Source organism: Xanthomonas sp. WHRI 7065 (assembly GCF_040203115.2).
Classification (GTDB): domain Bacteria; phylum Pseudomonadota; class Gammaproteobacteria; order Xanthomonadales; family Xanthomonadaceae; genus Xanthomonas; species Xanthomonas arboricola.
Map to the genome: position 1 here is coordinate 4,561,585 of NZ_CP168194.1, position 24,529 is coordinate 4,586,113.

22 protein-coding genes and 1 pseudogene are annotated in these 24,529 nt (G+C 64.0%); 14 read left to right on the forward strand and 9 right to left on the reverse strand.

Going from position 1 to position 24,529, the window contains the following annotated elements:
- Nucleotide 1 precedes the first annotated feature (1 nt).
- From ABQY64_RS18985 to ABQY64_RS18995, 3 genes are all read right to left on the reverse strand, one after another.
- Nucleotides 2-613, reverse strand: a complete 612-nt coding sequence (locus ABQY64_RS18985) for an AbiJ-NTD4 domain-containing protein (protein WP_349780552.1) — start codon at nucleotides 611-613, stop codon at nucleotides 2-4.
- A gap of 155 nt (nucleotides 614-768) precedes the next feature.
- The gene (locus tag ABQY64_RS18990; RefSeq protein ID WP_349780553.1) at nucleotides 769-2,040 is read right to left on the reverse strand and encodes a DUF5623 domain-containing protein; all 1,272 of its coding nucleotides are present in this window, start codon (nucleotides 2,038-2,040) and stop codon (nucleotides 769-771) included.
- Nucleotides 2,041-2,866: 826 nt separating this feature from the next.
- The gene (locus ABQY64_RS18995) at nucleotides 2,867-3,112 is read right to left on the reverse strand and encodes a helix-turn-helix transcriptional regulator (RefSeq protein ID WP_349780554.1); all 246 of its coding nucleotides are present in this window, start codon (nucleotides 3,110-3,112) and stop codon (nucleotides 2,867-2,869) included.
- 1,385 nt (nucleotides 3,113-4,497) lie between these two features.
- Between ABQY64_RS18995 and ABQY64_RS19000 the strand changes: the two are divergent.
- Nucleotides 4,498-4,977 (forward strand): annotated as a pseudogene (locus ABQY64_RS19000) (ATP-binding protein); the annotation flags it as partial.
- Between the two features lie 281 nt (nucleotides 4,978-5,258).
- A complete protein-coding gene (locus tag ABQY64_RS19005; protein WP_016904460.1) occupies nucleotides 5,259-5,768 on the forward strand; it encodes a lipocalin family protein in 510 nt (169 codons plus the stop codon).
- Between the two features lie 624 nt (nucleotides 5,769-6,392).
- Here ABQY64_RS19005 and ABQY64_RS19010 read toward each other — a convergent pair.
- Entirely contained in the window at nucleotides 6,393-6,569 is a 177-nt protein-coding gene (locus tag ABQY64_RS19010) for a hypothetical protein (RefSeq protein ID WP_010374782.1), read from the reverse strand.
- Nucleotides 6,570-6,950: 381 nt separating this feature from the next.
- On the opposite strand from ABQY64_RS19010, the gene ABQY64_RS19015 reads away from it, so the two are divergent.
- The gene (locus ABQY64_RS19015; protein WP_016904459.1) at nucleotides 6,951-8,510 is read left to right on the forward strand and encodes an EAL domain-containing protein; all 1,560 of its coding nucleotides are present in this window, start codon (nucleotides 6,951-6,953) and stop codon (nucleotides 8,508-8,510) included.
- Between the two features lie 310 nt (nucleotides 8,511-8,820).
- Here ABQY64_RS19015 and ABQY64_RS19020 read toward each other — a convergent pair whose 3' ends face one another.
- Nucleotides 8,821-9,945 (reverse strand): acyl-CoA desaturase, encoded by a 1,125-nt coding sequence (locus ABQY64_RS19020; protein WP_024939708.1) that lies wholly within the window; start codon nucleotides 9,943-9,945, stop codon nucleotides 8,821-8,823.
- A gap of 9 nt (nucleotides 9,946-9,954) precedes the next feature.
- Nucleotides 9,955-11,031 carry a ferredoxin reductase gene (locus ABQY64_RS19025; protein WP_127158953.1) on the reverse strand — a complete coding sequence of 359 codons (1,077 nt, stop codon included), beginning with the start codon at nucleotides 11,029-11,031 and terminating at the stop codon, nucleotides 9,955-9,957.
- A 93-nt stretch (nucleotides 11,032-11,124) separates the two neighbouring features.
- Between ABQY64_RS19025 and fabR the strand changes: the two genes are divergently transcribed.
- On the forward strand, nucleotides 11,125-11,772 hold the full coding sequence (gene fabR / locus ABQY64_RS19030; protein ID WP_127158952.1) for an HTH-type transcriptional repressor FabR: 648 nt from the start codon (nucleotides 11,125-11,127) through the stop codon (nucleotides 11,770-11,772).
- Nucleotides 11,773-12,391: 619 nt separating this feature from the next.
- Complete coding sequence (locus tag ABQY64_RS19035) at nucleotides 12,392-13,204, forward strand: hypothetical protein (RefSeq protein ID WP_016902664.1); 813 nt, start codon at nucleotides 12,392-12,394, stop codon at nucleotides 13,202-13,204.
- Nucleotides 13,205-13,319: 115 nt separating this feature from the next.
- Here ABQY64_RS19035 and ABQY64_RS19040 read toward each other — a convergent pair whose 3' ends face one another.
- A complete protein-coding gene (locus ABQY64_RS19040) occupies nucleotides 13,320-14,186 on the reverse strand; it encodes a S9 family peptidase (RefSeq protein WP_039521007.1) in 867 nt (288 codons plus the stop codon).
- Complete coding sequence (locus ABQY64_RS19045; RefSeq protein WP_349780555.1) at nucleotides 14,186-15,286, reverse strand: DUF3182 family protein; 1,101 nt, start codon at nucleotides 15,284-15,286, stop codon at nucleotides 14,186-14,188. The genes ABQY64_RS19040 and ABQY64_RS19045 overlap by 1 nt, the downstream gene beginning before the upstream one ends.
- Nucleotides 15,287-15,969: 683 nt before the next feature.
- Here ABQY64_RS19045 and ABQY64_RS19050 point away from each other — a divergent pair.
- The 8 genes from ABQY64_RS19050 to ABQY64_RS19085 all read left to right on the forward strand — a co-directional run bounded on the left by ABQY64_RS19050 (nucleotide 15,970) and on the right by ABQY64_RS19085 (nucleotide 21,454).
- Nucleotides 15,970-16,251 carry a hypothetical protein gene (locus tag ABQY64_RS19050; protein WP_016902660.1) on the forward strand — a complete coding sequence of 94 codons (282 nt, stop codon included), beginning with the start codon at nucleotides 15,970-15,972 and terminating at the stop codon, nucleotides 16,249-16,251.
- Between the two features lie 42 nt (nucleotides 16,252-16,293).
- Nucleotides 16,294-16,560: a hypothetical protein gene (locus ABQY64_RS19055; RefSeq protein ID WP_166767431.1), complete on the forward strand. Its 267-nt coding sequence runs from the start codon at nucleotides 16,294-16,296 to the stop codon at nucleotides 16,558-16,560.
- A gap of 94 nt (nucleotides 16,561-16,654) precedes the next feature.
- Nucleotides 16,655-17,248, forward strand: coding sequence for a DUF4142 domain-containing protein (locus tag ABQY64_RS19060; protein WP_349780556.1), 594 nt, complete (start codon nucleotides 16,655-16,657; stop codon nucleotides 17,246-17,248).
- 210 nt (nucleotides 17,249-17,458) lie between these two features.
- Nucleotides 17,459-18,346, forward strand: a complete 888-nt coding sequence (locus ABQY64_RS19065; RefSeq protein ID WP_228600087.1) for a TIGR01777 family oxidoreductase — start codon at nucleotides 17,459-17,461, stop codon at nucleotides 18,344-18,346.
- Nucleotides 18,347-18,495: 149 nt separating this feature from the next.
- Nucleotides 18,496-19,161, forward strand: a complete 666-nt coding sequence (locus ABQY64_RS19070) for a response regulator transcription factor (RefSeq protein WP_016902656.1) — start codon at nucleotides 18,496-18,498, stop codon at nucleotides 19,159-19,161.
- Complete coding sequence (locus ABQY64_RS19075) at nucleotides 19,158-20,342, forward strand: ATP-binding protein (RefSeq protein WP_349780557.1); 1,185 nt, start codon at nucleotides 19,158-19,160, stop codon at nucleotides 20,340-20,342. Before ABQY64_RS19070 ends, ABQY64_RS19075 begins: the two co-directional genes overlap by 4 nt.
- A 99-nt stretch (nucleotides 20,343-20,441) precedes the next feature.
- Nucleotides 20,442-20,732 (forward strand): hypothetical protein, encoded by a 291-nt coding sequence (locus tag ABQY64_RS19080; protein WP_047130141.1) that lies wholly within the window; start codon nucleotides 20,442-20,444, stop codon nucleotides 20,730-20,732.
- Between the two features lie 59 nt (nucleotides 20,733-20,791).
- Nucleotides 20,792-21,454, forward strand: coding sequence for a DUF3313 domain-containing protein (locus ABQY64_RS19085; protein WP_228600089.1), 663 nt, complete (start codon nucleotides 20,792-20,794; stop codon nucleotides 21,452-21,454).
- Nucleotides 21,455-21,932: 478 nt separating this feature from the next.
- Here ABQY64_RS19085 and ABQY64_RS19090 read toward each other — a convergent pair whose 3' ends face one another.
- Entirely contained in the window at nucleotides 21,933-22,751 is an 819-nt protein-coding gene (locus ABQY64_RS19090) for a histidine biosynthesis protein HisIE (protein ID WP_349780558.1), read from the reverse strand.
- Nucleotides 22,752-22,993: 242 nt separating this feature from the next.
- Here ABQY64_RS19090 and ABQY64_RS19095 point away from each other — a divergent pair, with 242 nt between their 5' ends.
- A complete protein-coding gene (locus ABQY64_RS19095) occupies nucleotides 22,994-24,433 on the forward strand; it encodes a Do family serine endopeptidase (RefSeq protein WP_047129988.1) in 1,440 nt (479 codons plus the stop codon).
- The last annotated feature ends 96 nt before the right edge of the window (nucleotides 24,434-24,529 follow it).

Genomic DNA, 24,529 nt, shown 5'->3' on the forward strand with positions numbered 1-24,529 from the left:
CCTAGCCGCGGCCAGCCGTTCGCCTGGCGAGATAGCGGCATAGCACACCGCTAATGCCCGCCATCAACTCTGCCTCTTCGAACTCCGGCGGTTTCTCATCGTGCAGGTGACGACCGAAGTTGGATGTATAGCCCCAGGCCTTGTCGACGATCTTGTCGACCGGCTTGGAAAAAAGATCCGGATTGCGCCGAATCAGGTCCCCGAGGGTGTCCTCCTCGAACACCTCGGCACCACGCATTTCGAGCCGGCCGTCGACGAGTTGCCACCCGACTCCTGCGACCCGGAAGTAGCGGTTGACCTCATCGGCGAACGACACCGATGCCCCTGGGTGGCGGGAAGCGATCGCTTCGACGAAGTCGTAGACCTCAAACCACTCACATTCCGCCAGCAGGCCCCGAACCTCTTCGTCGATGTTCGGGAACTCCGACCAGTTTGCCTCGTCGGGCGCGCGGTAGCGGATTCCGCACAACACTTCACACAGAGCGCTCGGCCTAAATTCGTATCGATAGGCAATGGTGGTTAACGCGTCCCGCACTTCACTCGGAGCGTCCTGTCGGATGGTGATCTCTGCGTCGGGTCGAGAGAGCACATGCCTGGTCGAGAATGTCGTCATGCTGCGAGTCTCTTCTTTTCAGATTGCTTGCCTGGCGCGATTAAACGATTCTGCGTTGGACCTGCGGCAATCGGCGGCCACCGGCCTGGTCAGAGCTTCCCCCCGCCTCGTGACGGCAGAGGGAAGCCATGGGACGTGGGGTGTCGCCTGTCAGCTCAGCCTGACTTCTCGAGTCCGATTCTCGCCTTCTCCAGGTGCTTGAGCAGCGAGTTCAGCGGCGGGCAATCCGCATATCCTTGCCTGAGCAAGGCCTGCACCTCGCCGATGGTCCAGAGTTGCGCAGCGGCACCTTCGACAGGATCTATGTATTCGCCGTAGTACATGGCCTGAAACTGCTCTTGGCTCATGGCATCGCCGGGATACTCGGCCATTACCCAGTTGTCCAGTTCGGACCGCACGACACTGAGCGCGTCCTGCACGCGCTTGGGTAGCCTCGAGTTGCACAGACCATGTAGCAATGGCCCGACCTTCAGGTGCATTCCTATCGGCATCGCGACCGCCGGGCGCCACCGCGAGGCGGCACCGCCAACTGGCCTGCCGTAGGGAGTCGCACCACGACGTACCTCGCCCCGCCATGCAGGCATCGGACGCCGCCGCGGCTTGAGGCCCGCGGCCTCCCGCGCCGGGCTGAGGAAGGCCGTGCCGTAACGGTCCGATTCGCCGCTCCAATGTTGTGGTGACGCCTCTCCCGACAAGGTAGCCAATTTACGGGAGAGCTGCGCCAGGAGCGCGGCATCGGCGGAGACGAGATACGGGACCGAGTGCCCGGGAACGTAGAGTCCTTTCCACGCCGGCGCAACCACGGACACGTTTGAATCGCGCAGCCAGCGCCGCCGACGATCCAGCAGCTCCGGGCCGTGGTGATCGTAGGGTTCGTCCATGTAGAGCCACGAGCCGCTTGCCGTGTCAAGCCACTCGCTCGGATGGTCGTGGCCCGGCATCTTCTGCAGGTAGCGCAGCTTGCGATGCATAGCTTGGGTGGTCACCGGAACGAGTCCAGTAGCGACCATGAAGCGCAAGGCACTGGCGGCATCGTGCAGATATTGCTGGGCTGTTTCCTGACGCTCGACGTCGAGTTCCCGCTCGATATGGTCGTCGGCGTCGAGCCGGAAGCCGGCAAGTTGACGCACGGCGTTCAGCTGGTTCCTGCGGACGACCTCGGCCAAGGGCTTTGCCAGCTCGATTCGCAGGGTTTCGCGTCCCCCACGGCCGTTCTCACGCCAGTAGGCAGTGAGAAAAACGGGGTAGAGGGTCGAATGAACACCACGTGCCAGTTGACGTTGCGCATGGTGCAGGTTCTCGAAGCCAGCGATGCGAGCAGCTTCTTCGAGAGCTTGATGGTGGGGAATGGAGCGCTCGCGCTTGAGTGTTTTGGCGAGACGCTTGATGCCGTCCACGGAGGACGGAGGTACGGCGACGCTATGCATGACTTTGCTCCACGGTCCGTAAGCGCAGCGTCACCCGTAACCACCAGCTGAGGACCGAACAAGGTCATCTTAGGTTAATGTTTACTGGCAGTGCCGTTTCCAGCTTCGCTCAGACGGGTGTCATGCGCCTGCCAGGCGCGTGAGAAAAAATAGCACGATCTCCGCCACGCCGCCAATCTCCTAACGTTTATGTAGGAATGGCGCACATGATGCTTACCCGAGAACAGGGCGCTAGAGATGTCCGCTTTGGGTCAAAAGCGGGCTGTAGCATCGATGATCGCGTGCTCTCGAGCCGGCATGTTTGTTATTAGCCAATAAGATCAAGGGGCCTGCGGAACTATCAGCGAGCTATAGAGAGAACTTCAAACTTCCACGCGGCTCGGAGTACGAGGGCATTTGCTACCAATTAGCGGGGCGCAAAGAAAGAGGTCTCGCATGCGAGACCTCTGGTCGTCGGCGCTTGAGTGGAGGCTCTGACCTCCGTCCCCCTACCATGGTGGGTGAAGTGGCCTTGACGACGGAGAAATATTGTCATAACAAGACCAGCAGCACCATCAGCCGTGGACTCATCGCGGCGTCAGAAAACACCGCAGAGATCTTTACAGCATTCAGCGACATTCCGAGAGTGACGCCTATCTTTTCGTGGGTTCTAGTCATAACGGCAGCAGCGCATCGCCCTGAGTCGGTGACCTCGCAGTGTCAAACCGCCTCCCACTTAGGCCAGCGGGAACCGATACCTCATCTAAGCTGACACCCCTCGAGGAAAACTAATCAGCCTTCCAGTCAGGCGTTGAATTGGTAAAAGCGCCGTATGGGAATCTGCCACCTAACCTTCTTTTGGGAACAGCAGTCTGGTGGAAGCAGCCACAGTCATGTCCAACGCACGGGTAAGCAAAACAAACTCCAAGATATCCAGACGACGTGCGCCTGCTTCGATCGCCGACAGACGTTGTTGTGGCCAGCTCAACCGCCGAGCAACTTCACCCTGTGAAAGCCCCAATCGCTCACGGCGTGCACGCAGCTGGTAGATCAGCTCACGGTACTGACCGTCATAGATCGTCTTGGTTGCCATGGTCGCGATTGCTGAATGCGACCAGCAATCTATGCGCCACCCACTGATTACATGAAAATCATGTAGTCGCCATTTCCTTCATCTGATAGGCTAAGAGCTGGATCCCACCGAGGTATGCGTGGCTCATGTCCAGACTCAACCGACTCTTTTAACACCTCGCACCTTGCTGTTGCGCGCTTCAGAGCGCGTCGGATTGATGGGCACTGCTGCTTGGTGCGCCTTGCACCTCGCCACCCAACAGCCAAACCCAATCACGTCTTGCCCTTGCTTAACAGAGCAATTGCTTCAGTTCCTAGAGCAGGCCGGCATCCTGATACGCTGTACGTCTCCATCTGGTGCACCTCACCGGGCCGTCTACGAGCCTGTCGCCTGGCGTTACTGCGGCATCGATCTGCCAAGCAAAGAAATCCAAGCAGCTCTTGATGATGCGTTGCAACTTCGCTTAGCCGAGGACGATGGAATGATTCGCAATGCCCTCTGGCGGTTGCTCGCCGACGGAGACAGCGAGGCCTATCTTGTTCATCTCTTACAGCGCTATCGACTTGACAGCGGCGACGTCCGGAAGCTCATATTGGCGATCCGAGCAGAGTGGGCACCATATTCTGTAGGTAGACGCCGCTACCTTGCTTGGTTGAGCGTGCGCCACGCTGCCGCCACGTTGTCCCAAGGGCACTTTGGTGCAGACGCAGCATATGCTGCCCTGCAAACCCATCTAAGACGCCGAGGACGTTGGCTCGCGGCTAGGCAGTCCCAGCGAGACCTTGCTGATGACGAGTACAGCTTCATACCTGACGCACATTGGCGCCGTCCAATACTGCTGGAACTTTTCCTGACAAGAATCGCGCCAATGGGGAAGAAATTTTGGACGCTGCCCCCGCCCCAAACAAGCTAAAGGGTAAGGAGTTACCGCGATCTCGTCCTGAGCACAGGCCTTTTGTTCCAAATTTCTTCCTTCAGGATGTGCATATGACGACACCCGAAGCAAAGTACGCGCCGTATCTTTCAAGCCGGTACCTTCTTGGTTGAGCTCGCGCTCGGTGAGCGTTTGCCTGTTGAAGTGCACCGCAAAGCGGCCCGGCTAACGCGTCACTACCTACACTAGGTGCTCAGTTGTCGTTACTTCATCGGTCTCCGGCACTTCCTGCCGCAACCTGAGTCCGTTTGGTTTGAAGGCTATCAGCACGGGCAGTTGACCATGAGGCTCAGCAATAGAATTTCCAGGTTTCATCGCAAAACTTGGCGACCAGCCAACTAGCTCCTCCGGTGACCGGCGGGCATCTCCGATTCGTCCATCATGAAACCTTTGATGTGTGGACAGATCCGCCGCTCAAAATTGCCTAAACCTGTAGGCGATTTGGGAATAGTCCATTAGAGGAGCTTACGTGTGCACGTCCGGTTGGGCCGGCGATGGCAGCGGGCGTTGCCGCTGCAGCAGCGACAGCATCCGCCGCTACCGCAGCCGCATTTCCGGCCCGTTGCTGGACCGGATCGACCTGCATGTCGAAGTGCCGCGACTGCCCCCACAGGCCTTGCGCAGCGGCAACCTCGGCGAAGACAGCGCCAGCATGCGCACCCGCGTGGTCGCCGCACGCCAACGGCAACTCGCGCGTGCCGGCGCGCCCAACGCACAGCTGGATCAGGCACAGACCGATCATCATTGCCGCCTGGAAGGCGACGATCAGGCGCTGCTGGAACGCGCCATCGAACACCTGCAGCTCTCCGCACGCTCGATGCATCGCATCCTGCGCGTGGCCCGCACCATTGCCGATCTCGACGACAGTGCGGCCATTGCCACCCGGCATCTGACCGAGGCCATCGGTTACCGCAAACTGGATCGCGCCATCGGCACGGCGAGCGCGGCGTAGCAGCACCGGTCCAAACACGCCAATGTGGCGGCATGCGTCCACCGCACAACGATGCCGCGCTGTTTCGTTGGGACACTAAGGAGTTCGAAACGGTAATGCGATCGATCGCTGCGTCCATCGCAGAACTATCTGCTGCCGGTTCGGCGGCAAGGTGCGTGCACGTGCTTGCATCGGGCAGCACAGCATTCGCCGGTACGTCCACACGCTCTCTCCAGCGTCGCAACATCCATTTCATGGTGATGCACGTACAACGTCCGCCACACCACTGCGCAGAGGCCGCCATGAGCCGACTTCCCGACCTAGTCACCGTCCCGTCCCTGGATCTGAATCGCTATCTGGGCACCTGGTACGAAATCGCACGGCTGCCGATTCGCTTCGAGGACGCCGATTGCACCGACGTGTCGGCGCACTATTCGCTGCAGGACGATGGCACGGTGCGGGTGCAGAACCGCTGCCTGACCGCCGAGGGCGAGCTGGAAGAAGCAATCGGGCAGGCGCGCGCCATCGACGACAGCAACGCGCGGCTGGAAGTCACCTTCCTGCCGGAAGGCCTGCGCTGGATTCCTTTCACCAAGGGTGATTACTGGGTGATGCGCATCGACGCGGACTACACCGCCGCGCTGGTCGGTGGCCCCGACCGCAAGTATCTGTGGCTGCTGGCAAGGCTGCCGCAGCTGGACGAAAACATCACCCAGGCCTATCTGGCGCATGCGCGCGAGCAGGGCTTTGATCTGGCCCCGCTGATCCACACCCCGCACACCGGGCGGCTGACGGAGCAGCCACTTCCCTGACTGCTGCGCCAAGCTGACAAAGCAGCCTTCAACGTTGCTCGCTAGGGCACGCTCCCTCGGCCAGCGAATGGCTTATGTCTTTGGGGATCGGGGTTGCGGGTAGCTCGACTGTAGAGCCAGGCCAACTCTAGAGCGGCTGATCTGCGACTTGGCTGCAGGGTCCTTGCCTGCCTACCATCGCGGGACACGCCGCAAGTACGTCCATGTAGGCTCTTACGCGGCATCCATGCCGCGTAAGGTCCCGCGACGGTAGGCAGGCAAGGACCAGTGGAGATGGTCGGTGCGCGCGGGCAAGCAAGGCAAGACATCGGGTGTTCGGATCACGGTGTATGCCACCGGCTTCCCATCCCAAGCCGCGCGGCAGACAGGTTTTCAACGCGCAACCGACAAACGTCTCCTCTGCCCGCCACAAGCTCAGGAACACGCTTTCGAGAAAGCAGCCGACCAACTCGCTAGTGCGGTGCCCTTACCGGTTGCAGGCTCCTTGGCGGCATCAATGCCGCCAAGGAGCCTGCACGGACGGATGCACGGCGTGTCCTGCGAGCGGTGAGGGCGCCGCGCCCTCGACCTCCCCCCCCTCGCCCATCTGATATTCGACGCCTGGCGACCGGGCTGCAGCCCGACTCAACCGTTGAGCGTGCCCAGATCCTTGGCCGCAGCCTGCGCGCCTTCCAGGCTGTCGAAGGCAACGCCGGTGTCGCCGACCACGTACTTGGTCAGCTCGCCATCGCGGGTGGTTTCCTGCATCTTGAAGATCGGCACTGCATCGGTGCCGCCGACGCGTTCTTTCTGCGTTGTCATGGTGATTCCTCCAGGAAAGTGCCTTGCACGGGGCCGGATGGCGCCGCGGCTCCCGCTTGGGAGCACAGACCCCCGACCCTAGCGCGCTGCCTGGTGCAGGCGCGTGAATCCATTGACGAGGCCGATTACCACACCTGCCAGTACCGTCATTTGCAGAAAATCACATCTGCTTCGCCCCGCGGACGCGCGCAACCCGCGCGTCTGTCGTACATTCGCGACGTGCAGCCTCATCAGTCCACCGTCACTGTCTCCAACGTCCTCGCGCGGCGCGTCCGTGCGCGGCGCAAATACGCCACGCCATTCGTGGGGCGATGCGTGTCAGCGCCGCTCTGCACGGGCTGTTGTGCGTGAGCACGCCTCCACGCAGATATGGGTGGTGAGGTGAAGCGTCAACGCATCATCAGTCTGACCGTGTTGCTGGTAGTGCTGTGCGCAACGCTTCCGGTCAGCCTGTCCTACTACCTGGCATGGCGGCTGGCGCTGGACCGCGAGGAAAGCAAGCTCGCGCAGCTCGCGGCACTGTCGATCCGGCGCACCGACACCGCCTTCGACGAGGCGCATGGTGCGCTCCTGAGCATGGCCGCGTCGCAGCTGCAGCCCTGCTCCCAATCGCATCTGGGGCAGATGCGCGCGCTGGTGCTGGCCAGTCACTACATCGTCGAACTGGGATACATGCAGCAGGGCCGGTTGCGCTGCACCTCGTGGGGACCATCGCCGGCGACCGTTGCCCACACCACGGCCGACTTCGTGGTCAAGCGCGGCATCGCGGTCACCACACGGCTGCGTCCGTTGGCCAATCCGCAACACCCGTTGATGGCCCTGCAGCTGCGCGACTACAACGTCCTGATCAATCCGACCACGCTGACCGACATCAATCTGCCGCCCGGCCTGCAGTTGGCGATCGGCACGCCGGACGGGCAGATCCTGAGCAGCACCGGCACTGCCGCCGAGCGGCTGCTGATCGCACCGCCGACCGATGCATCCGGCACCGACGCAGATGGCCAGGTGTTGTCCGGCCGCGACCGCCGCGGCGACTGGGCCGCGGTCGTCACCGAGCCGGCGGCCTATCTGCGCGGGCCGCTGGCGGCGGCGCGGCTGCAGGTGGTGCCGGTCGGCATTGCGCTGGCGCTGCTGTTGGTCAGCCTGGTGATCTGGGTATCGCGGCGGCGGTTGTCGCCGCTGGCACGGCTGGAGATCGCCGTCCAGCGCAACGAGTTCGTCGTGCATTACCAGCCGATCATCGCGCTGGACACCGGTGCCTGCGTCGGTGCCGAGGCGCTGGTGCGGTGGCAGCAACCCGATGGCGTGCTGATCCCGCCCGATGCCTTCATCCCGCTGGCCGAAGAAAGCGGTTTGATCCTGCCGATCACCGACCTGGTGGTGGCCGAAGTCATCCGCGACCTCGGCCCCACCCTGGCGACCGACCCCTCCCTGCACGTGGCTATCAATGTCTCCGCCGAAGACATCAAGAGCGGCCGTGTGCAGACCGTGCTTGCGCAAGCGCTGCACGGCACCAGCGTGGACAGCGGGCAGTTGTGGGTGGAGGCGACCGAACGCAGCCTGATGGACATCGAAGCGGCACGTACCACCATCACCCACCTGCGCGGTGCCGGCCACACGGTGTCGATCGACGACTTCGGCACCGGGTACTCGAGCCTGCAGTACCTGCAAGGCTTGCCGCTGGACGCGCTGAAGATCGACAAGTCGTTCGTGGATACCATCGGCACCCACTCGGCAACCAGCGCGGTGACCTCGCACATCATCGACATGGCCAAGACGCTGCAGTTGCGCACCATTGCCGAAGGCGTGGAACGGCAGGAGCAGCTGGACTATCTGCGCGCGCACGGCGTGGATCTGGCGCAGGGCTGGCTGTTCTCGCGCGCGCTGCCGGCCACCGGCTTCATCGCCTACCACGCGCTGATGCGCGGCGCTGCGCACTGACCAGCGCCGGTACGGCACCCTGCTGACCTGGGCCGTCAGGACGCGCAATCGACCAACAGCCACGGCGATCCAGGCACCGCAATAAACGGTATGCGCGCACGGCATGCTCGAATCGCAGCGCAGGTGCTGATCTCACCCGCACGCAAGCTCAAATTGCCCGAAAGCGTGCTGCCCGAGCTGGCGCTACCGCTTTGCGTCCCCCCTGCCGCAAGCACCGATGCCGAGCACCCGGCAAGGCGCAATCTCGTGTGGCGATCCTGCAGGGACTGACTGCACCCAAAAAAAGGGCCGCCAATGGCGGCCCTTTTGATCAGGCGCTCTGCAAGGCGCCTTCGCGTTGGCGGCGTACCGGCTTGGGCCGGCTCGGGAACGCGTGCCGCACGATCCGCCACATCACCTGGCCGAACTGACGCGGCAGCGAGCCGGTGTTGTAGTGCTGGCCGTAGCGCGCACAGACCTGCTTCACCTCGACCGCAATCTGCGCGTAGCGATTGGCCGGCAGGTCCGGGTAGAAGTGATGCTCGATCTGGTGGCTCAGATTGCCCGACAGCACGTTCATCAGCTTGCCGCCGGTGAGGTTCGAGGAACCCCGCAGCTGACGCAGATACCAGTGGCCGCGCGACTCGTTGCGGATCGACTCCTTCGGGAACACTTCCGCATCGGCGGTGAAGTGGCCGCAGAAGATGATCACGAAGGTCCAGATGCTGCGCAGCACGTTGGCAGCCAGGTTGCCCAGCAGCACGGTCAGGAAGAACGGGCCGGCCAGCAGCGGGAACACGATGTAGTCCTTGAGCATCTGGCGGCCCATCTTGCGGCCGACCGGCAGGAACGAGGCGCGCAATTCGGCCGCCTTCATCTTGCCGGCGAACCAGCGGCCCAGGCGCAGGTCCTGGATTGCCACGCCCCATTCGAACAGCAGCGCAAAGAACACCGCCACGAACGGCTGCAGCAGGTAGAACGGACGCCAGCGCTGCTCGGGGAAGATGCGCAGCAGGCCGTAGCCGATGTCGTCGTCCATGCCGCGCACATTGGTGTAGGTGTGGTGCTTGAAGTTGTGCGTCTTGCGCCAGTTGTCGCCGGTGGCAACGATGTCCCACTCGTAGGTGTTGCCGTTGAGCTGCGGATCGCCCATCCAGTCGTACTGGCCGTGCATGACGTTGTGGCCCAGCTCCATGTTCTCCAGGATCTTGGACAGGGTCAGCAGCACCACGCCGGCGATCCACGCCGGAATCAACACGCTGTGCACGAACGCACCCAGGAACAGCAGCGCGCGACCGGCCACGCCGGTCCAGCGCACAGCCGCCACGATGCGGCGGATGTAACGCGCATCGGCAGCGCCGACCTGGCTCTGCACGCGGGCGCGGATGGCATCGAGCTCGTCGCCGAAGGACTGCAGTTCGGCAGCGGACAGGGCGCGGTTATGGACTCGGCTCATGAAGATTCCTTACAGATCCAGGATCAGGTCAGTGCTCGGGGCACTGATGCACAGGCGGACCTGTGCGGTGGGTTCGTTGCTGCGCTCACCGGTCAACAGGTGGCGCGTGGTGCCGGACTGGCGCGCGCAGGCGCAGCTGTTGCAGATGCCCATGCGGCAGCCGTACTTCGGGCGCAGGCCTTGCGCTTCCAGTCCTTCCAGCAGCGACTGGCCGCGCGGCAGGCTGAGCGTACGGCCGCTGCGTGACAGCTGGACCTGCACGTCACCGGTTTCGCCGTCTTCCAGCGTCGGCACGCTGAAGGCTTCGGCCTGGAACGCGGCCACGCGGCCCTGCAGGCGCGCACGCGCCGCCTGCACGAAACCGCCCGGGCCGCAGACCATGACATGACGGCTGGAGAGATCGGCGATTTGCTCCAACGGATAGGTATCGATGCGCGCCGCCGGCGTGGCGCCTTCGCGGGTGGTCAGCAGCCGTAGGCGCAAGCGCGGATGGGCGGCGGCCATCGCCTCGAATTCGTCGACGAAGCAGGCTTCGTCGCGCTGGCGCACCCAGTACAGCAGGTCCACGTCCATCGGCATGCCGGCCTGCGCGGCGGCCTGCAGCAGCGCGCGCATCGGGGTGATGCCCGAGCCGGCAGCAAGCAGCAACAGCGGCGTCTGGGTGGTCGGCAGCAGCATGTCGCCGAAGGCCGGATCCAGCGACACCACCGTCCCGATCGGCGCAGCGCCGGCCAGGTAGCGGCTGACCAGCCCGCCCTCGATCGCCTTGACGGTGATGGCCAGGCGGCCATCGGCCAGCACCGTCGGGCTGTAGCTGCGCAGCAGGCGGCGGCCGTCGATCTCCACGCCCAGGCTCACATGCTGGCCGGCCTGCAGGCCCTGCCAGTGGCCGTTGGGCCGCAGCACCAGGGTCACCGCGTCGCGGCTGGCCGCCGTGCGCGCGACCAGGCGAGCCATCGGCCGCTCCAGCGTCCACAGCGGGTTGAGCCGGGTTGCCCAGAAGTCGAACAACTGCGGCGACACTAGCCGGCGCGCCAGACGCGTCGGCAACGGGGACTTGGACTTGGGAGGAGATGCCAGGTTCATGGATTGCACTATACGCATGCATGCACAGCCGTGTATACAGTTGTATATCGATCAGAGGAGCTATGATTCAGGCCCACCCCCGGCTGCCGCCTCATGACCTCCATCGCCCTGCCTTCCCAAGACGCGCCGCCGTCACGCAAGCCGGCGATTTCACGCGAGGACCTGATCGCCGCGGCGCTGTCGCTGATCGGACCGCACCGCAGCCTGTCCACGCTGAGCCTGCGCGAGGTGGCACGCGAAGCCGGCATCGCGCCGAACAGCTTCTATCGCCAGTTCCGCGACATGGACGAGTTGGCGGTGGCCTTGATCGATCTGGCCGGGCGTTCGTTGCGCACCATCATCGGCCAGGCCCGCCAGCGCGCCACCTCCACCGACCGCAGCGTCATCCGCGTGTCGGTCGAAGCCTTCATGGAGCAGCTGCGCGCCGACGACAAGTTGCTGCATGTATTGCTGCGCGAAGGCGCGGTGGGCTCGGATGCATTCAAGCAGGCGGTGGAGCGCGAGCTCAGCTATTTCGAAGACGAGCTGCGGGTGGACCTGATCCGCCTGGCCGCCGCCGACAACGCCAAGCTGCATGCACCGGCGCTGGTGTCCAAGGCGATCACCCGGCTGGTGTTTGCGATGGGCGCGGTGGCGATGGACTCGCCGCCGGAAAAAGATCCCGAATTGATCGAACAGATCTCGCAGATGCTGCGCATGATCTTGACCGGCGCACGCACCTTGGGCATGCACGGCGGGTGAGCGTGGTTTGACGTTGGACGCTGCGCGCCTGCCCAACTTTCATCAATGACGCTTGATCGTTGAGCGCTGCAGCCTGGCTGGCTGCGTATGGATTGCATCGCGCGTCTGCACTGTCAGTGCGTCAATGACTTTGTGGTCATGATGGCGCAGTCCACCTGCGTTGCCGCGTCGAGCGTCATTCGAGCGCCCGTGCATCGACGTGGTCGCAGGTATTGCGTTTCGCAAAGCCAGCCAGAGATAGTGATTGCTGCAACAGCTGCAGTGCCTGCTCGCGTAGGAAGTTATTTCAACGGGCTGCAGCGCGATACGGTCGCACGTTCTGCAGACCACCGCTTTGCGGAGAAAAGCTTGGCGTCATCGGCTGACGACGTGGTTGAGATTATCCGTCCACACCAACAAGTCGAGGCCTTAATCAAAAGACTCGCACGATGAACTTGCTTGGAGCGCGATGTTGCAAGCTGACATCAGCAACCTCATCCATAGCGGCGGATGCATAGTTCAGTCTTGTCGCGACGGTACTCACATCCAAGCACACGCGTTTCACTCCGCCCTGTCCAAGGTGGCGCCACGTTCGCGATCTGCTCGACAGACGCACCTAACAGCCACCCCCGGAGACGACATGAGCAACCACGACACCCCTCTCGACAAGCAGGAACGCAAGGCCGAAGCGCAGGATCTGAATCGTGATCCGATCTCCGGTGCACCCGGTTCGCATCCGGTAGGTGTGGGTGTGGGCGGCATCGCAGGTGGCGCTGCCGCAGGCGCGCTGGCCGGTACGGTGTTCGGCCCGCTGGGCACCTTGATCGGCGCTGCTGTCGGCGTGGTGGCCGGCGCTGCAGCAGGCAAGGGCGTGGCCGAGCGCCTGGACCCGACGGTGGAAACCGAATACTGGCGCCAGGAACATCAGAACCGTCCGTACTACAAGGAAGGCACCGATTACGACCGCGATTACGCCACCGTCTACGGCTTCGGCCTGCAGGCGCGCGAGACGCGACCGACCAGCACCTGGGAAGAAACCGAAGCGACGCTGGCCGGCGAGTGGCCGCGCAATCGCGGTGAATCGCGGCTGGAATGGGAAGAAGCGCGCCTTGCCGCGCGTGATGCCTGGGAACGCGCCGATCGCACGCATAGCGTCTATCGTGAGGGCGATACGCATTACGAAGGCCGCTTCGACAGCGCGAGCTATCGCGATGCCGAGTACTCCTATGACGATTATCGTCCGGCCTACCGTTATGGCATGCAGGCGCGCCAGCAGCATGCCGGTCGCCAGTGGGACGACCATCTGGAACGCGACCTGGGCGATGGCTGGGACCGTTTCAAGTCCAATTCGCGCCTGAGCTGGGAAAAGGCCAAGCACGCAGTGCGCGAAGCCTTCGATTCCGAGAATCATGATGAGGCGGCACGTCGCAACCCGACCGACCCGCGCGTCTAAGTCATGACGGCCTGGTGTTAAACAACGCTCAAGCTGGAAAAAGAACGGGCCCGAGGGGCCCGTTCTTTTTTGTCGAAGCGCCATTAGACACGAAACGCCTTGGCGAACGCGAGAATCAGCTGGAGCTGTTCTCCACCGCGCGGATATCGCCGCGGAACTCGTTCGCGCCTTGCCCAGGCGAGGCTGGCGCATCGCCCTGCTGCTTGAGCCTCTGCTTGCGCGCGGCCACCACTTCTTTGGCCAGGGCGATGCGCCGGCCGACCACCATTTCGGTGAGCCAGTCGATCAGCGTGCGCGTGTATTCCTGTTGATGTTCCTTGACGCTCAATGCATGGTCGGCACCGGCAATCACGCGTGCACTCAGCGAGCGCGCGTTGACGAAGGCATTGGCGTAGTTGCGTAATACCGGATGCGGCACGATCACATCGTGTTGCGCCTCCACCAACAGCACATCGCCTTTGTAATCGGCACAGGCGGCCAAGGCGATATTGTCGTCGGGGGTCAGCACGCGTTGCCGGTAGTCCATCAACTCCGGATCGGCGTTGAGGCTCACCTTGGGGTGATCCCAGTGCTCGTCCTTGTAGAGCGCGGGCGAACGCAACGCCAGCCATTCCACCGGGCGTTCGCGCGTCAGCAATGCCGACAGATAGCCGCCGTAACTGAGCCCAACCACCGCGATCGACTGCGGATCGACGTACGGCAGGCCAGCGAGCTGATCGTAGGCGGCCTTGATGTCGTCCAGGTTCTGCGCGCGTGTCACGCTCTGACGCATCGACGCATAGCCTTCGTGACCGCGCAGGTCGAAGGTCATACAGATGCAGCCCAGGCCAACCGCTTCGCGCGCACGCACCAGGCTGTGGTGCTGGCTGCCCCCCCAACCATGGACGAACAACACGGCGGGAATGCCGGTGGGCGTCAGCAAGGTGCCGCTGAGTTCGTCCTGGTCGACCGGGATCTGGATGCTGGAAAGTTTGGCTTCCATTATGGGGTGAATACCCTCCTGTATTTGAAGCGTGGACCCGGCCCGGCGCGCTCTGCGCGGTAGTAGATCTGCGCATCCGCGGGCGGTTCGCCCTGATAGATCTCATGCGTGGATGCGTGCACCCACCGCAGATTGGCGTCATCCTGAAAGCTGGAGATCGCGGCAAGCTCGGCCGGTGTCGCGCCGCCGACGCGCCAGGATTGCTCCAGCACACCGCAGACCGGACCGGCCTGCCCATCGTCGCCGCTGACCACGTCGTAGTTGCGCCGCGAGATGTGCAACCCAGGATAGGCGGCGGTGATGAATCGATCGTATCTGCAGGCCTGCTCTACCACGCGCTGCTGCAGCGACGGTAGCGCGGTCATGGCCAGTGCCTCGAGCGATCCGCGATACACATGCAGCGACGAGCCGCCGTAGACCTCTTCATCCTGCATGTTGCGCACGCTGCATTGCGTGCCGTAATAGGCGATCTGGACACCAGCCACACAGAGCTCGCCCACGCTGTGCGTCACGGGCTGCAGGATATTGCGCTCCAGCACCGCGCCATGCGTGCCCAGATAGTACTCCGGCAGGCTATCCAGCACCTGCGCGAGGTGCGCTGCACCAGCGATACGCCATTGGCCATTGCCACCCACGCCGGTCGGCAGTTTGAGTCGCACACCGCCATCCTGAAGCAGGATCTCCAATGCACGCAGGGCATCGATGCGCGAAAACACCGTATAGCCCACCAATGTAGCCGGGATCAGCGCGGTGGCCAGTGCCTGGTTCCATCCGGCGATGCTGGCTGCGTGGTCGCCAATGAGCGGGTGGCCGATCACCTTGGTCGCCAGGAAGGCATGCGGCACGATGCCGCCCAGCAGGTCCGCCGCGTCATCGATACCGAGTCCATGCGCCTGTTCCGAGGTCAAGGTCTCATCGGGCACATGAAACACGGTCTTGGGGACAGCATGCTTGGAGTCACTGGCATGCCCTGCGCCGCGTACGCCCAACAATCGCGCAATTTCGCCGCAGACCCAGGCATGCGTGGCACGCTCGTGACCGTACTCGGGCACCGGCCGCGTGACATGCCCCACGACCTGGCAGTACTGCTTGTGCGCCATCACGTCTCCCCTCGCAGCGTCGAGCTGCGTGCCGTTGCTGGCTTGTTCAAACAGTTGAGACGCACGCAGGCATTGATGCAGCGCTACGCGATGCCTGGGAGAACCGGCTTATTTCAGCGTCAGATAGAACGCAAATACGATCGCAAGGACGACGATCAAGCTGATGGCGACACGTCCCCCTCGTAGCTCCACCAAGGCATGCCACCACACGCGTGCTTCGGAGGTACCGCTGGCGGCTTGCGGCTTACGGCTGCTTTCGCTGTCCTGCATCCTGAGTACTCTCATCTCCCTAAAGTCATCCCACATCCTAAGCATCAGACGTTACACAAGTGTGGAACGATTCAGAATCTTCCGTAAATTGCGGCATTGCGTGGGCGTTTTCTCACTCATCAACGCCGCTATCAGCCTATGCGCGATGGCAAGCCTCACACCTCGATTGCCGACATTGCAGCCAATGCAATCGATTGCTGGCTATTGCTCAGCACGACGCTACGGCTTCGATCACAACTGCAGTTCTTGCGAGACATTGCCTGCATACGTAGCGTGTAGAGGCGCAAATGCAAGCTGACCAGTTAAGCACGCACCACTGCAGTGCGTTGAATAGTCGGGTTCGATGATCATTCGTTGACACAGCCGCAGTTACCCTGCATGTCAAGTTTGTTTAACCCGGACCACGCGAAGTCATGAGCAGAGACCCATCCGTCATCGATGTACAAGCCGAAATCGCGCATTGGCAGGCGCGGCACGCGCAGGGCAACCTGGGTGCAGGCAAGTTCAGCGAATTGTCCCCGGTGGTGAAAATGGCCTGCGATATCTATCTGCAGGCGCCGCGTTCGAGCGATCAGGAACGTCTGCGCCTGTTTCGCGACCGCCTGGAGCATCACTTCATCTCATCCAGCACCCAGTCAAACTACGAACAGTTGGCTACTGATTGCTGGCAGCGTCTGGGCACACGCAATAGTTGAGCAGCACGTATTGAGCAAGACCGTTACTCATTGGAGAGCATCATGAAAACCCCGTATCAAGTGCAGCAGGAGCTGGAGCGATTGGAGCGGTTGGTTCCGCACATCGTCAGCGACCAGGGCGACCGCGCGGAGGACATCCTAGGCTTCCATGTCGCCAGCTTGTTGGGCAGTGCCCCGGCCAGCGAACACGCGCTGATTCGCGAGCGCACCGCACGCATGGCGCGCGTGTGCCGCACCGCACAGGACAGCGTGCGTACGCCAGCCAGATCGTTGGGCCTTGGCGCAGCCGCCCAGGCGCAGCTGGCCTGACCGGCAGGCGCCGATCCACGCATCACCGGAGCCGCGTAGCGGCTCCTTTGCATTTCACCGTCGGCAGCATTGGCCGCATTCTTTTAGGACCTCCATGAAATCCCTTCTTGTCGCGACATCGTTTCTTGCCGTGCTCTCCCTGACTGCCTGCGATCGCCCTGGCGGCGATGCCTCGCGAACTGCGCCGGCAGTATCGCCCGAACCGACTGCCGCGCCGGTCAGCGGCACCGGCGCTGCCGAACTGGCCAAGGGCGATCCCGCCGTGCTCGGCGTGCTGGCGGCGCTGGATGAAAACGAAATCGCGTTGGCCAAGCAGGCCATCTCCCAGGATCTGGGCGGCGCCACCGACACCTTCGCCAAGCAGCTGTTGCACGACCACGAAGCCAACCTGGAAAAGAGCAAGACACTGGGTGCCACTGACAGCCCGCGTGCCGATGCAATGCGCGCCAAGGGCAAGGCAGCGGTGGATGCACTGGCAAAGACAGCGACCCTGCCCGATGGCAAGGACGCCTACCGCAATGCCTTCCTGCGCACGATGGTCAGCGACCACGGCGACACCATCAAGATCATCGACGCCGAACTGCTGCCCGCCGCCGAAAGCGCGCCGGTCAAGCAGCATCTGGAAGAAAGCCGGCGCGTGGTGTCGGCGCACTTCGAGCGTGCCCACGCGGTGTCCTCCTCGCGCTAAGCCCGTTGCAGCGTCTGCAAGCACCCAACGCGCCGGCCTGTCCGGCGCGTTGGCGTTTGGGCCTTGCCGATCTTGCCGATGGACACGCCCTCCGCGCGGCCGCCGTCCTGGTGCCACGCGCGGTCCTCACGCCACGTGCAGCAGCGACTTCACTTTGCAGCAGGCAGCGCTGGCCTATCGTGCCGCATCGATTCAGCGCAGGAATGTCCCATGCAGTTGCTCATCACCGGCGGCACCGGGTTCATCGGCCAGGCCTTGTGTCCGGCACTCGTGCAGGCCGGGCACCAGGTCAGCGTGCTGACCCGCGACCTGCGGCGCGCAGCGCGTCGCCTGCCCGGCATGACCGTGGTGGACACGCTGGACGGCGTGCAGGCCGATGCGGTCATCAATCTGGCGGGCGAGCCGCTGGCGGCCGGCCGCTGGACCGATGCGCGCAAGCAGCGCTTCCGCGCATCGCGCCTGGGCATCACCGGCCAGCTGCATGCCTGGATCGCGCAGCAGCCGGCCGAACGGCGCCCGGCGGTGCTGATTTCCGGCTCGGCGGTGGGCTATTACGGCGAGCGTGGCGACAGCGTCCTGACCGAGGCGGACCACGCCGGCGACGATTTCTCTGCACAGCTGTGCCGCGACTGGGAAGCCGAAGCGGCAAAGATCGCCGCGCTCGGCCCGCGCGTGAGCTGGGTGCGCACCGGCATTGTGCTCGACCGCGACGGCGGCGCGCTGGCGCGCATGCTGCCGGCGTTCCGCTTCGGCGGCGGCGGCCCGTTCGGCGATGGCCGGCACTGGATGAGCTGGATCCATCGCGCCGACATGGTGGCCTTGCTGCTGTGGTTGCTGGAACACGGCCAGGCCGGCGCCTACAACGCCACCGCGCCGACCCCGGTCACCAATGCCGAGTTCGCGCGCACCCTGGCCCACGTACTGCATCGCCCGGCGCTGCTGGCGCTGCCGGCCAGCCTGCTGCGGCTGGGCTTCGGCGAGATGGCCGAGCTGCTGCTGATCAGCCAGCGCGTGCTGCCGCAACGCGCCCTGGATGCCGGCTTCCGCTTCCAGTACGTCCACCTGGAAGCGGCATTGCGCGCCATCCTGCAGCGCTAGCGCCTGCGCGGTGGCCCTGCGGCCTTGCGCAATGGCAGGGCTGCCGGCCGCCTGTAACGGCCCGGCGGGCCATGCACTAATATTTGCCTAACGACCATCTCCGACAGTGCTGCCGATCTCGGACTGGCCCTGGGCCCGGCGGAACACCTATGCACCTGCTGCTTGTCGAAGACGACACCATGCTGGCCAACGCGATCTGCGATGGCGTCCGCCAGCAGTCCTGGACCATCGACCACGTCGGCAGCGCCAATGCCGCCAAGACCGTGCTGGTGGACCACCGCTACACCGCGGTGCTGCTGGATATCGGCCTGCCGGGCGAATCCGGGCTGACGGTGATCCGCTTCATGCGCGGTCATTACGACGCCACGCCGGTGATCGCGCTGACCGCGCGCGGCCAGCTCACCGACCGCATCCGCGGCCTGGATGCCGGTGCAGACGACTACCTGGTCAAGCCGTTCCAGTTCGACGAGCTGATGGCGCGGCTGCGTGCGATCACCCGGCGCAGCCAGGGCCGCGTGGTGCCGCTGCTCACGCAGGGCGATGTCTGCGTGGACCCGAGCAGCCGCAAGGTCACCCGCGACGGCAAGTGGGTGGCGCTGAGCGCGCACGAATACCGCCTGCTGCTGGCGCTGATGGAACGCGCCGGGCGCGTGGTCACCAAGGATCAACTGGAAGAAGGCGTCTACGGCGGCCCGTCCGAAGGCGGCAGCAACATGATTGCGGTGTACGTGCACCAGCTGCGCCGCAAGCTGGGCGACGAGCTGATCTCCACGGTGTATGGCCAGGGCTACATGGTTGGCAAGGCACCGGAATGAAATCGCTGCAGGCACGCATGCTGGCGGCGCTGGCTGCAATCGTGTTGTTGAGCTGGTCCACCTCGGTGTGGATCCTGGTCGCCCTGGTCACCCAGGGCCATCACAGCGTGTTCGAGCAGGAGCTCAACATGTTCGGCGACCAGTTGATCAGCGCCCTGCCCGATGCGCTGGAGCACCGCTTCGATACGCAACCGGAGCCGCGGGCCGCGGTCGACGCGCACACCCCGATCGGCAATGTGTCCTCGCGCATGAGCTTCAAGCAGACCTTGATTGCGATGGTGCTCAACACCTTGCAATTGGGGGTATTGGGCGTGCTGGTGTGGTGGGCGGTACGCACCTCGCTCGCACCGCTGCGCGCCATTTCCAGCGCCATCGCGCAACGCACCGGGCTGGAAACCGAGCCGGTGCCGCTGGCGCAGGTGCCGGACGAGATTCGCCCGCTGATCGGCTCCTTCAATTCGCTGCTGGCCCGCGTGGAGAAGACCGTGCAGGCCGAGCGCGATTTCGTGGCAGACGCCGCGCACGAACTGCGCACCCCGCTGTCTGCGCTGCATGCCTACGCCGAGGTCGCGCTGCGCGCACCCACGCTGGAGGCCAAGGACGCAGCGCTGCAGCAGCTGCTGGAAACCGCGCGCCGCAGCAATCGGCTGGCCGAGCAATTGCTGGATCTGGCGCGGCTGGATGCAGGCATCAGTTCGGCGGCGTACCAGCAGGTGGACATGGGCGAGCTGATCTCGCATGTGCTGGACGAATTCAGCGTGCAGGCCGAGGCCCGCCACATCAATCTGCAGGTGGAAGCATCGCCCTGCCTGCTGCGCTGCGATGTGGATGCGGTGGGCATCCTGATCCGCAATCTGGTCGACAACGCCATCCGCTATGGCCGGCCTCACGGCATGGTGGAAGTGAGTTGCGGCTACTGCCTGCGCGCCGATACGCTGCATCCGTTCGTGCAGGTCAGCGATGACGGCCCGGGCGTGCCGGAGAGTGCCCACGCGTCCATCTTCGAACGCTTCTACCGGGTTGCCGGCAGCCAGGTGCAGGGCAGCGGGATCGGGCTGTCGCTGGTGGCCGGCATCGCGCGCCTGCACGAGGCCAGCATCGAAACCTGCGAAGGCCACGAGGGCCGCGGCCTGTGCGTGCGCGTGGTGTTCGCCAGCGAGGGCGTGCGCCGCACCGGCTGAACGCAGGCGGCGCGCGGCGATCGTCCAGCGCCCAACCAATAAGTTTCCAACACCCGCTGCCTACAGTGCACTCACCGCACGCATCCAGGATGCATGGTGATGTTTCACTCGATCCGTTCCACCCCGCTTTCCCCCGCCGCCATCGCGCTGCTGGCACCGCATACGGCTGCCAACGACAGCGTTGCCCCTGCCCCTGTCGCCGATGTCCTCCTGCTGGACTTTCGCTGTGGCCGCACCGGCACGCGCAATCGCGACATCTGGAGCGAACTGCCGGATATCCGCAGCGCGCGGCAGGCGCGCCGGCTGCAGCACTGGGCCAAGAGCGGGGTGTTGTTCACTGCCGCCGCAGTGGTGTTTGCGCTGGCGGTGGCCAGCTATCTGATGCATTGAGCGCGCGGCCCCGCTCGCGCGTGCTTGTCCCTATCTGCTTCCTCTCCAGGTATTTGCCCATGTCGTCGCATTCCCTTGTCCGTTGCTGCGCGCTGCTGGTTGTCGGCGTGACGCTGATCGGTTGTGCCAGTACGCGCCCGATGCCGTACAGCCAGCTGCCGTCTTCAAGCTATCTGCGCCCGCACGATGGCAGCCGTGGCGACCGCATGCCATATGCTTACCAGGGCGAGGTGGATTGGACGCGCTACCGCGCCGCACTGGTCGAGCCGGTCAGCATCTATCGCGGTCCTGACGCGCAATTCGAAGACGTGCCCGAGCAGGAGAAACGCATGCTCGCCGATTACATGCAACAGGAGTTCGACAATGCGATCGGACAGCGTTGGCAGCGCGCGACGCTGCCCGATCGCGACACCTTGCGCGTGCGCATCAGCCTGACCGGTGCCAAGCCCAGCAAGCGGGTGCTGGGCACCTTCATGAAGGTGGATCTGGGTGGCGGTTCCTATAACGCGGTGCAGGCCGCACGCGGCAAGGAAGGCGCATTCTCCGGCTCGGTCAGCTACGCGGTGGAAATCTTCGACGCGCAGAGCAACCGCCTGCTCGCCGCCTATGTCGAAAAACAGTATCCGAGCGCAATGAACATCAAGGCCAGCCTGGGCGCCTACGACGCGGCCAGGGCCGGTATTCGCAAGGGCGCCGAGCAATTGGTCAAGGGAATGGAGTAGCTGGGATTTGGGAATCGGATTAGCGGATTAGCGGAAGCGATGGCTTTCAGTTTCCTTCTCCCACCGGGAGAAGGTGCCCCGCAGGGGCGGATGAGGGTACGCGCGAAGCCTCGCGAATCAGGAACGAGACGCGGGCTCCGCCAGCGCCCCTGTCCCACCCCGCTCCACACCCGATCCACGCTTGCGGCGCCGGCACCCCAAGACACGCGCGCCCATGGCGTGCAAGCCGTACCTTCTCGCTCCGTGAGGAGAGTGGCTTGCTGTCCCGCATCTAGCGAGTGGTACGGGCCAGATGCCCCATCTGGCTCAGATGTCAGATCCAGTCACTCGCCCGATCAGATGAGCGCAGCAGGAAAGCGATCATCTCGTTAACAGTCACACCACAAAAAAGGCCGGCGCTGTACCAACAGCGCCGGCCTTTGTCAGTCTGCACGGCCAACGCATCGTCAGCGTGCAATGCCATCTTGGTGCTGCAGCATCAACGCGTCACGCGCTTGGCCACTTTCTTGCCCACCGCCTTGCGGGCGGCGGTGGTCTTGGCCACTGTGCGCGTGGCCGGGGTCTTGGTGACCTTGGCGGCCTTCTTCAAAGTGGTCTTGGTCACCGCCTTCTTGAGCGGGGCCTTTTTCACTGCGGCCTGTTTGGTGGCGGTCTGTTTGGCCACTGGTGCCTTCTTGGCGGCGGGCTTGACGATGGTCTTGGCGACCGGCTTCTTGACCGGCGCCGCCTTGGCCGCAGCCTTCTTTGCTGCCGCACGCGCGCCCACCGTGGCCACTGCGCTCTTGCGCGCTGCGCTCTTGGCCGCGGTCTTGGCGCTCAGTGCTGCGGCTTCGGCCTTGGCATTGGCCTTGGCGGTTTCCAGCTTCTGCTTGGCGCTGGCCTTGGTGTTGGCCAGTTTCTTCTTGGCAGCATCGGTGGTACTGCTCAGCTTCTGCTTGGCGGCATCCTTGGTAGATGCAAGCTTCTGCTTGGCAGCGTCCTTGGTGGCGGTCAACTTTTCCTTGGCGGCCTCCTTGCCCGACACCAGCGAGCGCTTGGTCTTGGCCACGCTGCGCTTGACCGCAGTGGCTGCATCGCCGGCCTTTTCGACGACGCGCTGTTCGACCTTGACCACCGCCTTGCGGGCCTTGGCGACGCGGGTCTTGACCTCCGCCACCGCCGTGCCGGCCGCGTCCTGCACGCTGGCCACCGCGTCGCTGGTGGTGCTGGCGATGGTCTCGCCCAGTTCGGTGGCAGTGCTCTTGACGCTATCGACAGCCTCGGACAGGGTTGCCGTCACACCATTGCCGTTGCTCATAGGACCCTCCTTAAGGGCATCAGTGCTGAAAACGCGGGCGATGCGCAGCGGCATGCGTATGCTGAACAGGCATCGGATCAAGCGGACGCTACGCCGGGCTCAAGCGACTGTCAACGCAGCGCCGGCAAGGGCTCGGCGGCGCTTTCACCAGGCGTTAAATTGCCCGCTGGCACTCTCGTTCAGCTTGATTTACGCAGTCAGACGCCCTATTCCTCTTCCACCGCGTAACCCGGACTCGTTGCATGCGCCCGCTGCCCACCTTGCTGACCCTTTCCCTGGCCGCTGCCTTCGGCGGATTTGCCGCCACCGGCATCAACGCCTGGATGGACAACCGCGCCGAGGCCGCACCGGCCGGCGCGGCCACCACCTTTAGCCTGCCCGCGGCCGCCGCGTTGCCGGCCGCCGTCGCCGGGCAACCGGTGCCGTCGCTGGCGCCGATGCTGCAACAGGCGATGCCGGCGGTGGTGAGCGTCAATACCAAGCAGGTGGTGCGCGTGCGCAACCCGTTCTTCAACGACCCGATCCTGCGCCGGCTGTTTCCGCAGGTGCCGCAGGATCGCATCAACGAGTCGCTGGGTTCGGGCGTGATCATCGATGCGCAAAAAGGCTATGTGCTGACCAATCACCACGTCATCGAAAATGCCGACGATGTGCAGGTGACGCTCGGCGACGGGCGCACGGTCAAGGCCGATTTCATCGGCTCCGATGCCGATACCGATATCGCGCTGATCCGCATCAAGGCCGACAACCTCACCGACATCAAGCTGGCCGACAGCAATGCGCTGCGCGTGGGTGACTTCGTGGTGGCGATCGGCAACCCGTTCGGCTTCACCCAGACGGTGACCTCCGGCATCGTCTCGGCAGTGGGCCGCAGCGGTATTCGCGGGCTGGGCTACCAGAACTTCATCCAGACCGATGCCTCGATCAACCCGGGCAACTCCGGTGGTGCGCTGGTCAACCTGCAGGGCCAGTTGGTGGGCATCAATACCGCCAGCTTCAATCCGCAGGGCAGCATGGCCGGCAATATCGGCCTGGGCCTGGCGATTCCCTCCAACCTGGCGCGCAATGTGGTGGAGCAACTGGTGACCAAGGGCGTGGTAGTGCGCGGCACGCTCGGGCTGGAAACCCAGAACCTCACCCAGCAGATGCTGCAGGGCCTGGGCGTGGATTCGTTGCGCGGTGCGCTGGTGACGCGCGTGTTGCCAGGGTCGGCTGCGGCCGCGGCAGGCGTGCAACCAGGCGATGTGGTGGTGGCCGCCAACGACCAGCGCGTGGACAGCGCAGAGGCGCTGCACAACTACGAAGGCCTGCAGGCGGTCGGTAGCGCGGTCAGGCTGGAGATTCGCCGCGATGGCAAACCGCTCACGCTCACCGCCAAACTGAAGGAGCAGGACCGCGCAGTCACCGGCGACATGCTCGACCCGCGCCTGGGCGGCGCCACCTTCGTGGATCTGCCCGAATCGCTGCGCCAGTCCGGCATTACCGGCGTCATGGTCAGCGAGGTCAAACGCGGCGGTCGTGCCGCAGCCAACGGGCTGGTCAGCGGTGATGTGATCGTGGCCAGCAGCGTGGGCGAGTTTGCCGATCTGGCCAGCTGGCGCGCCAATTTCCAGCGCAAGCCGCAGCAACTGGTCGTGCGCATTCTGCGTGGCAACGCGCAGTACGACGCGTTGATGCGTTGACGTGGCGTGCACTGCCATCGGCGTGCACTAACACCTCCTACACCGCAGCGATGCTATTGCTGCACCACGCCCGCATGCTATCGCGGCTGCCATCAA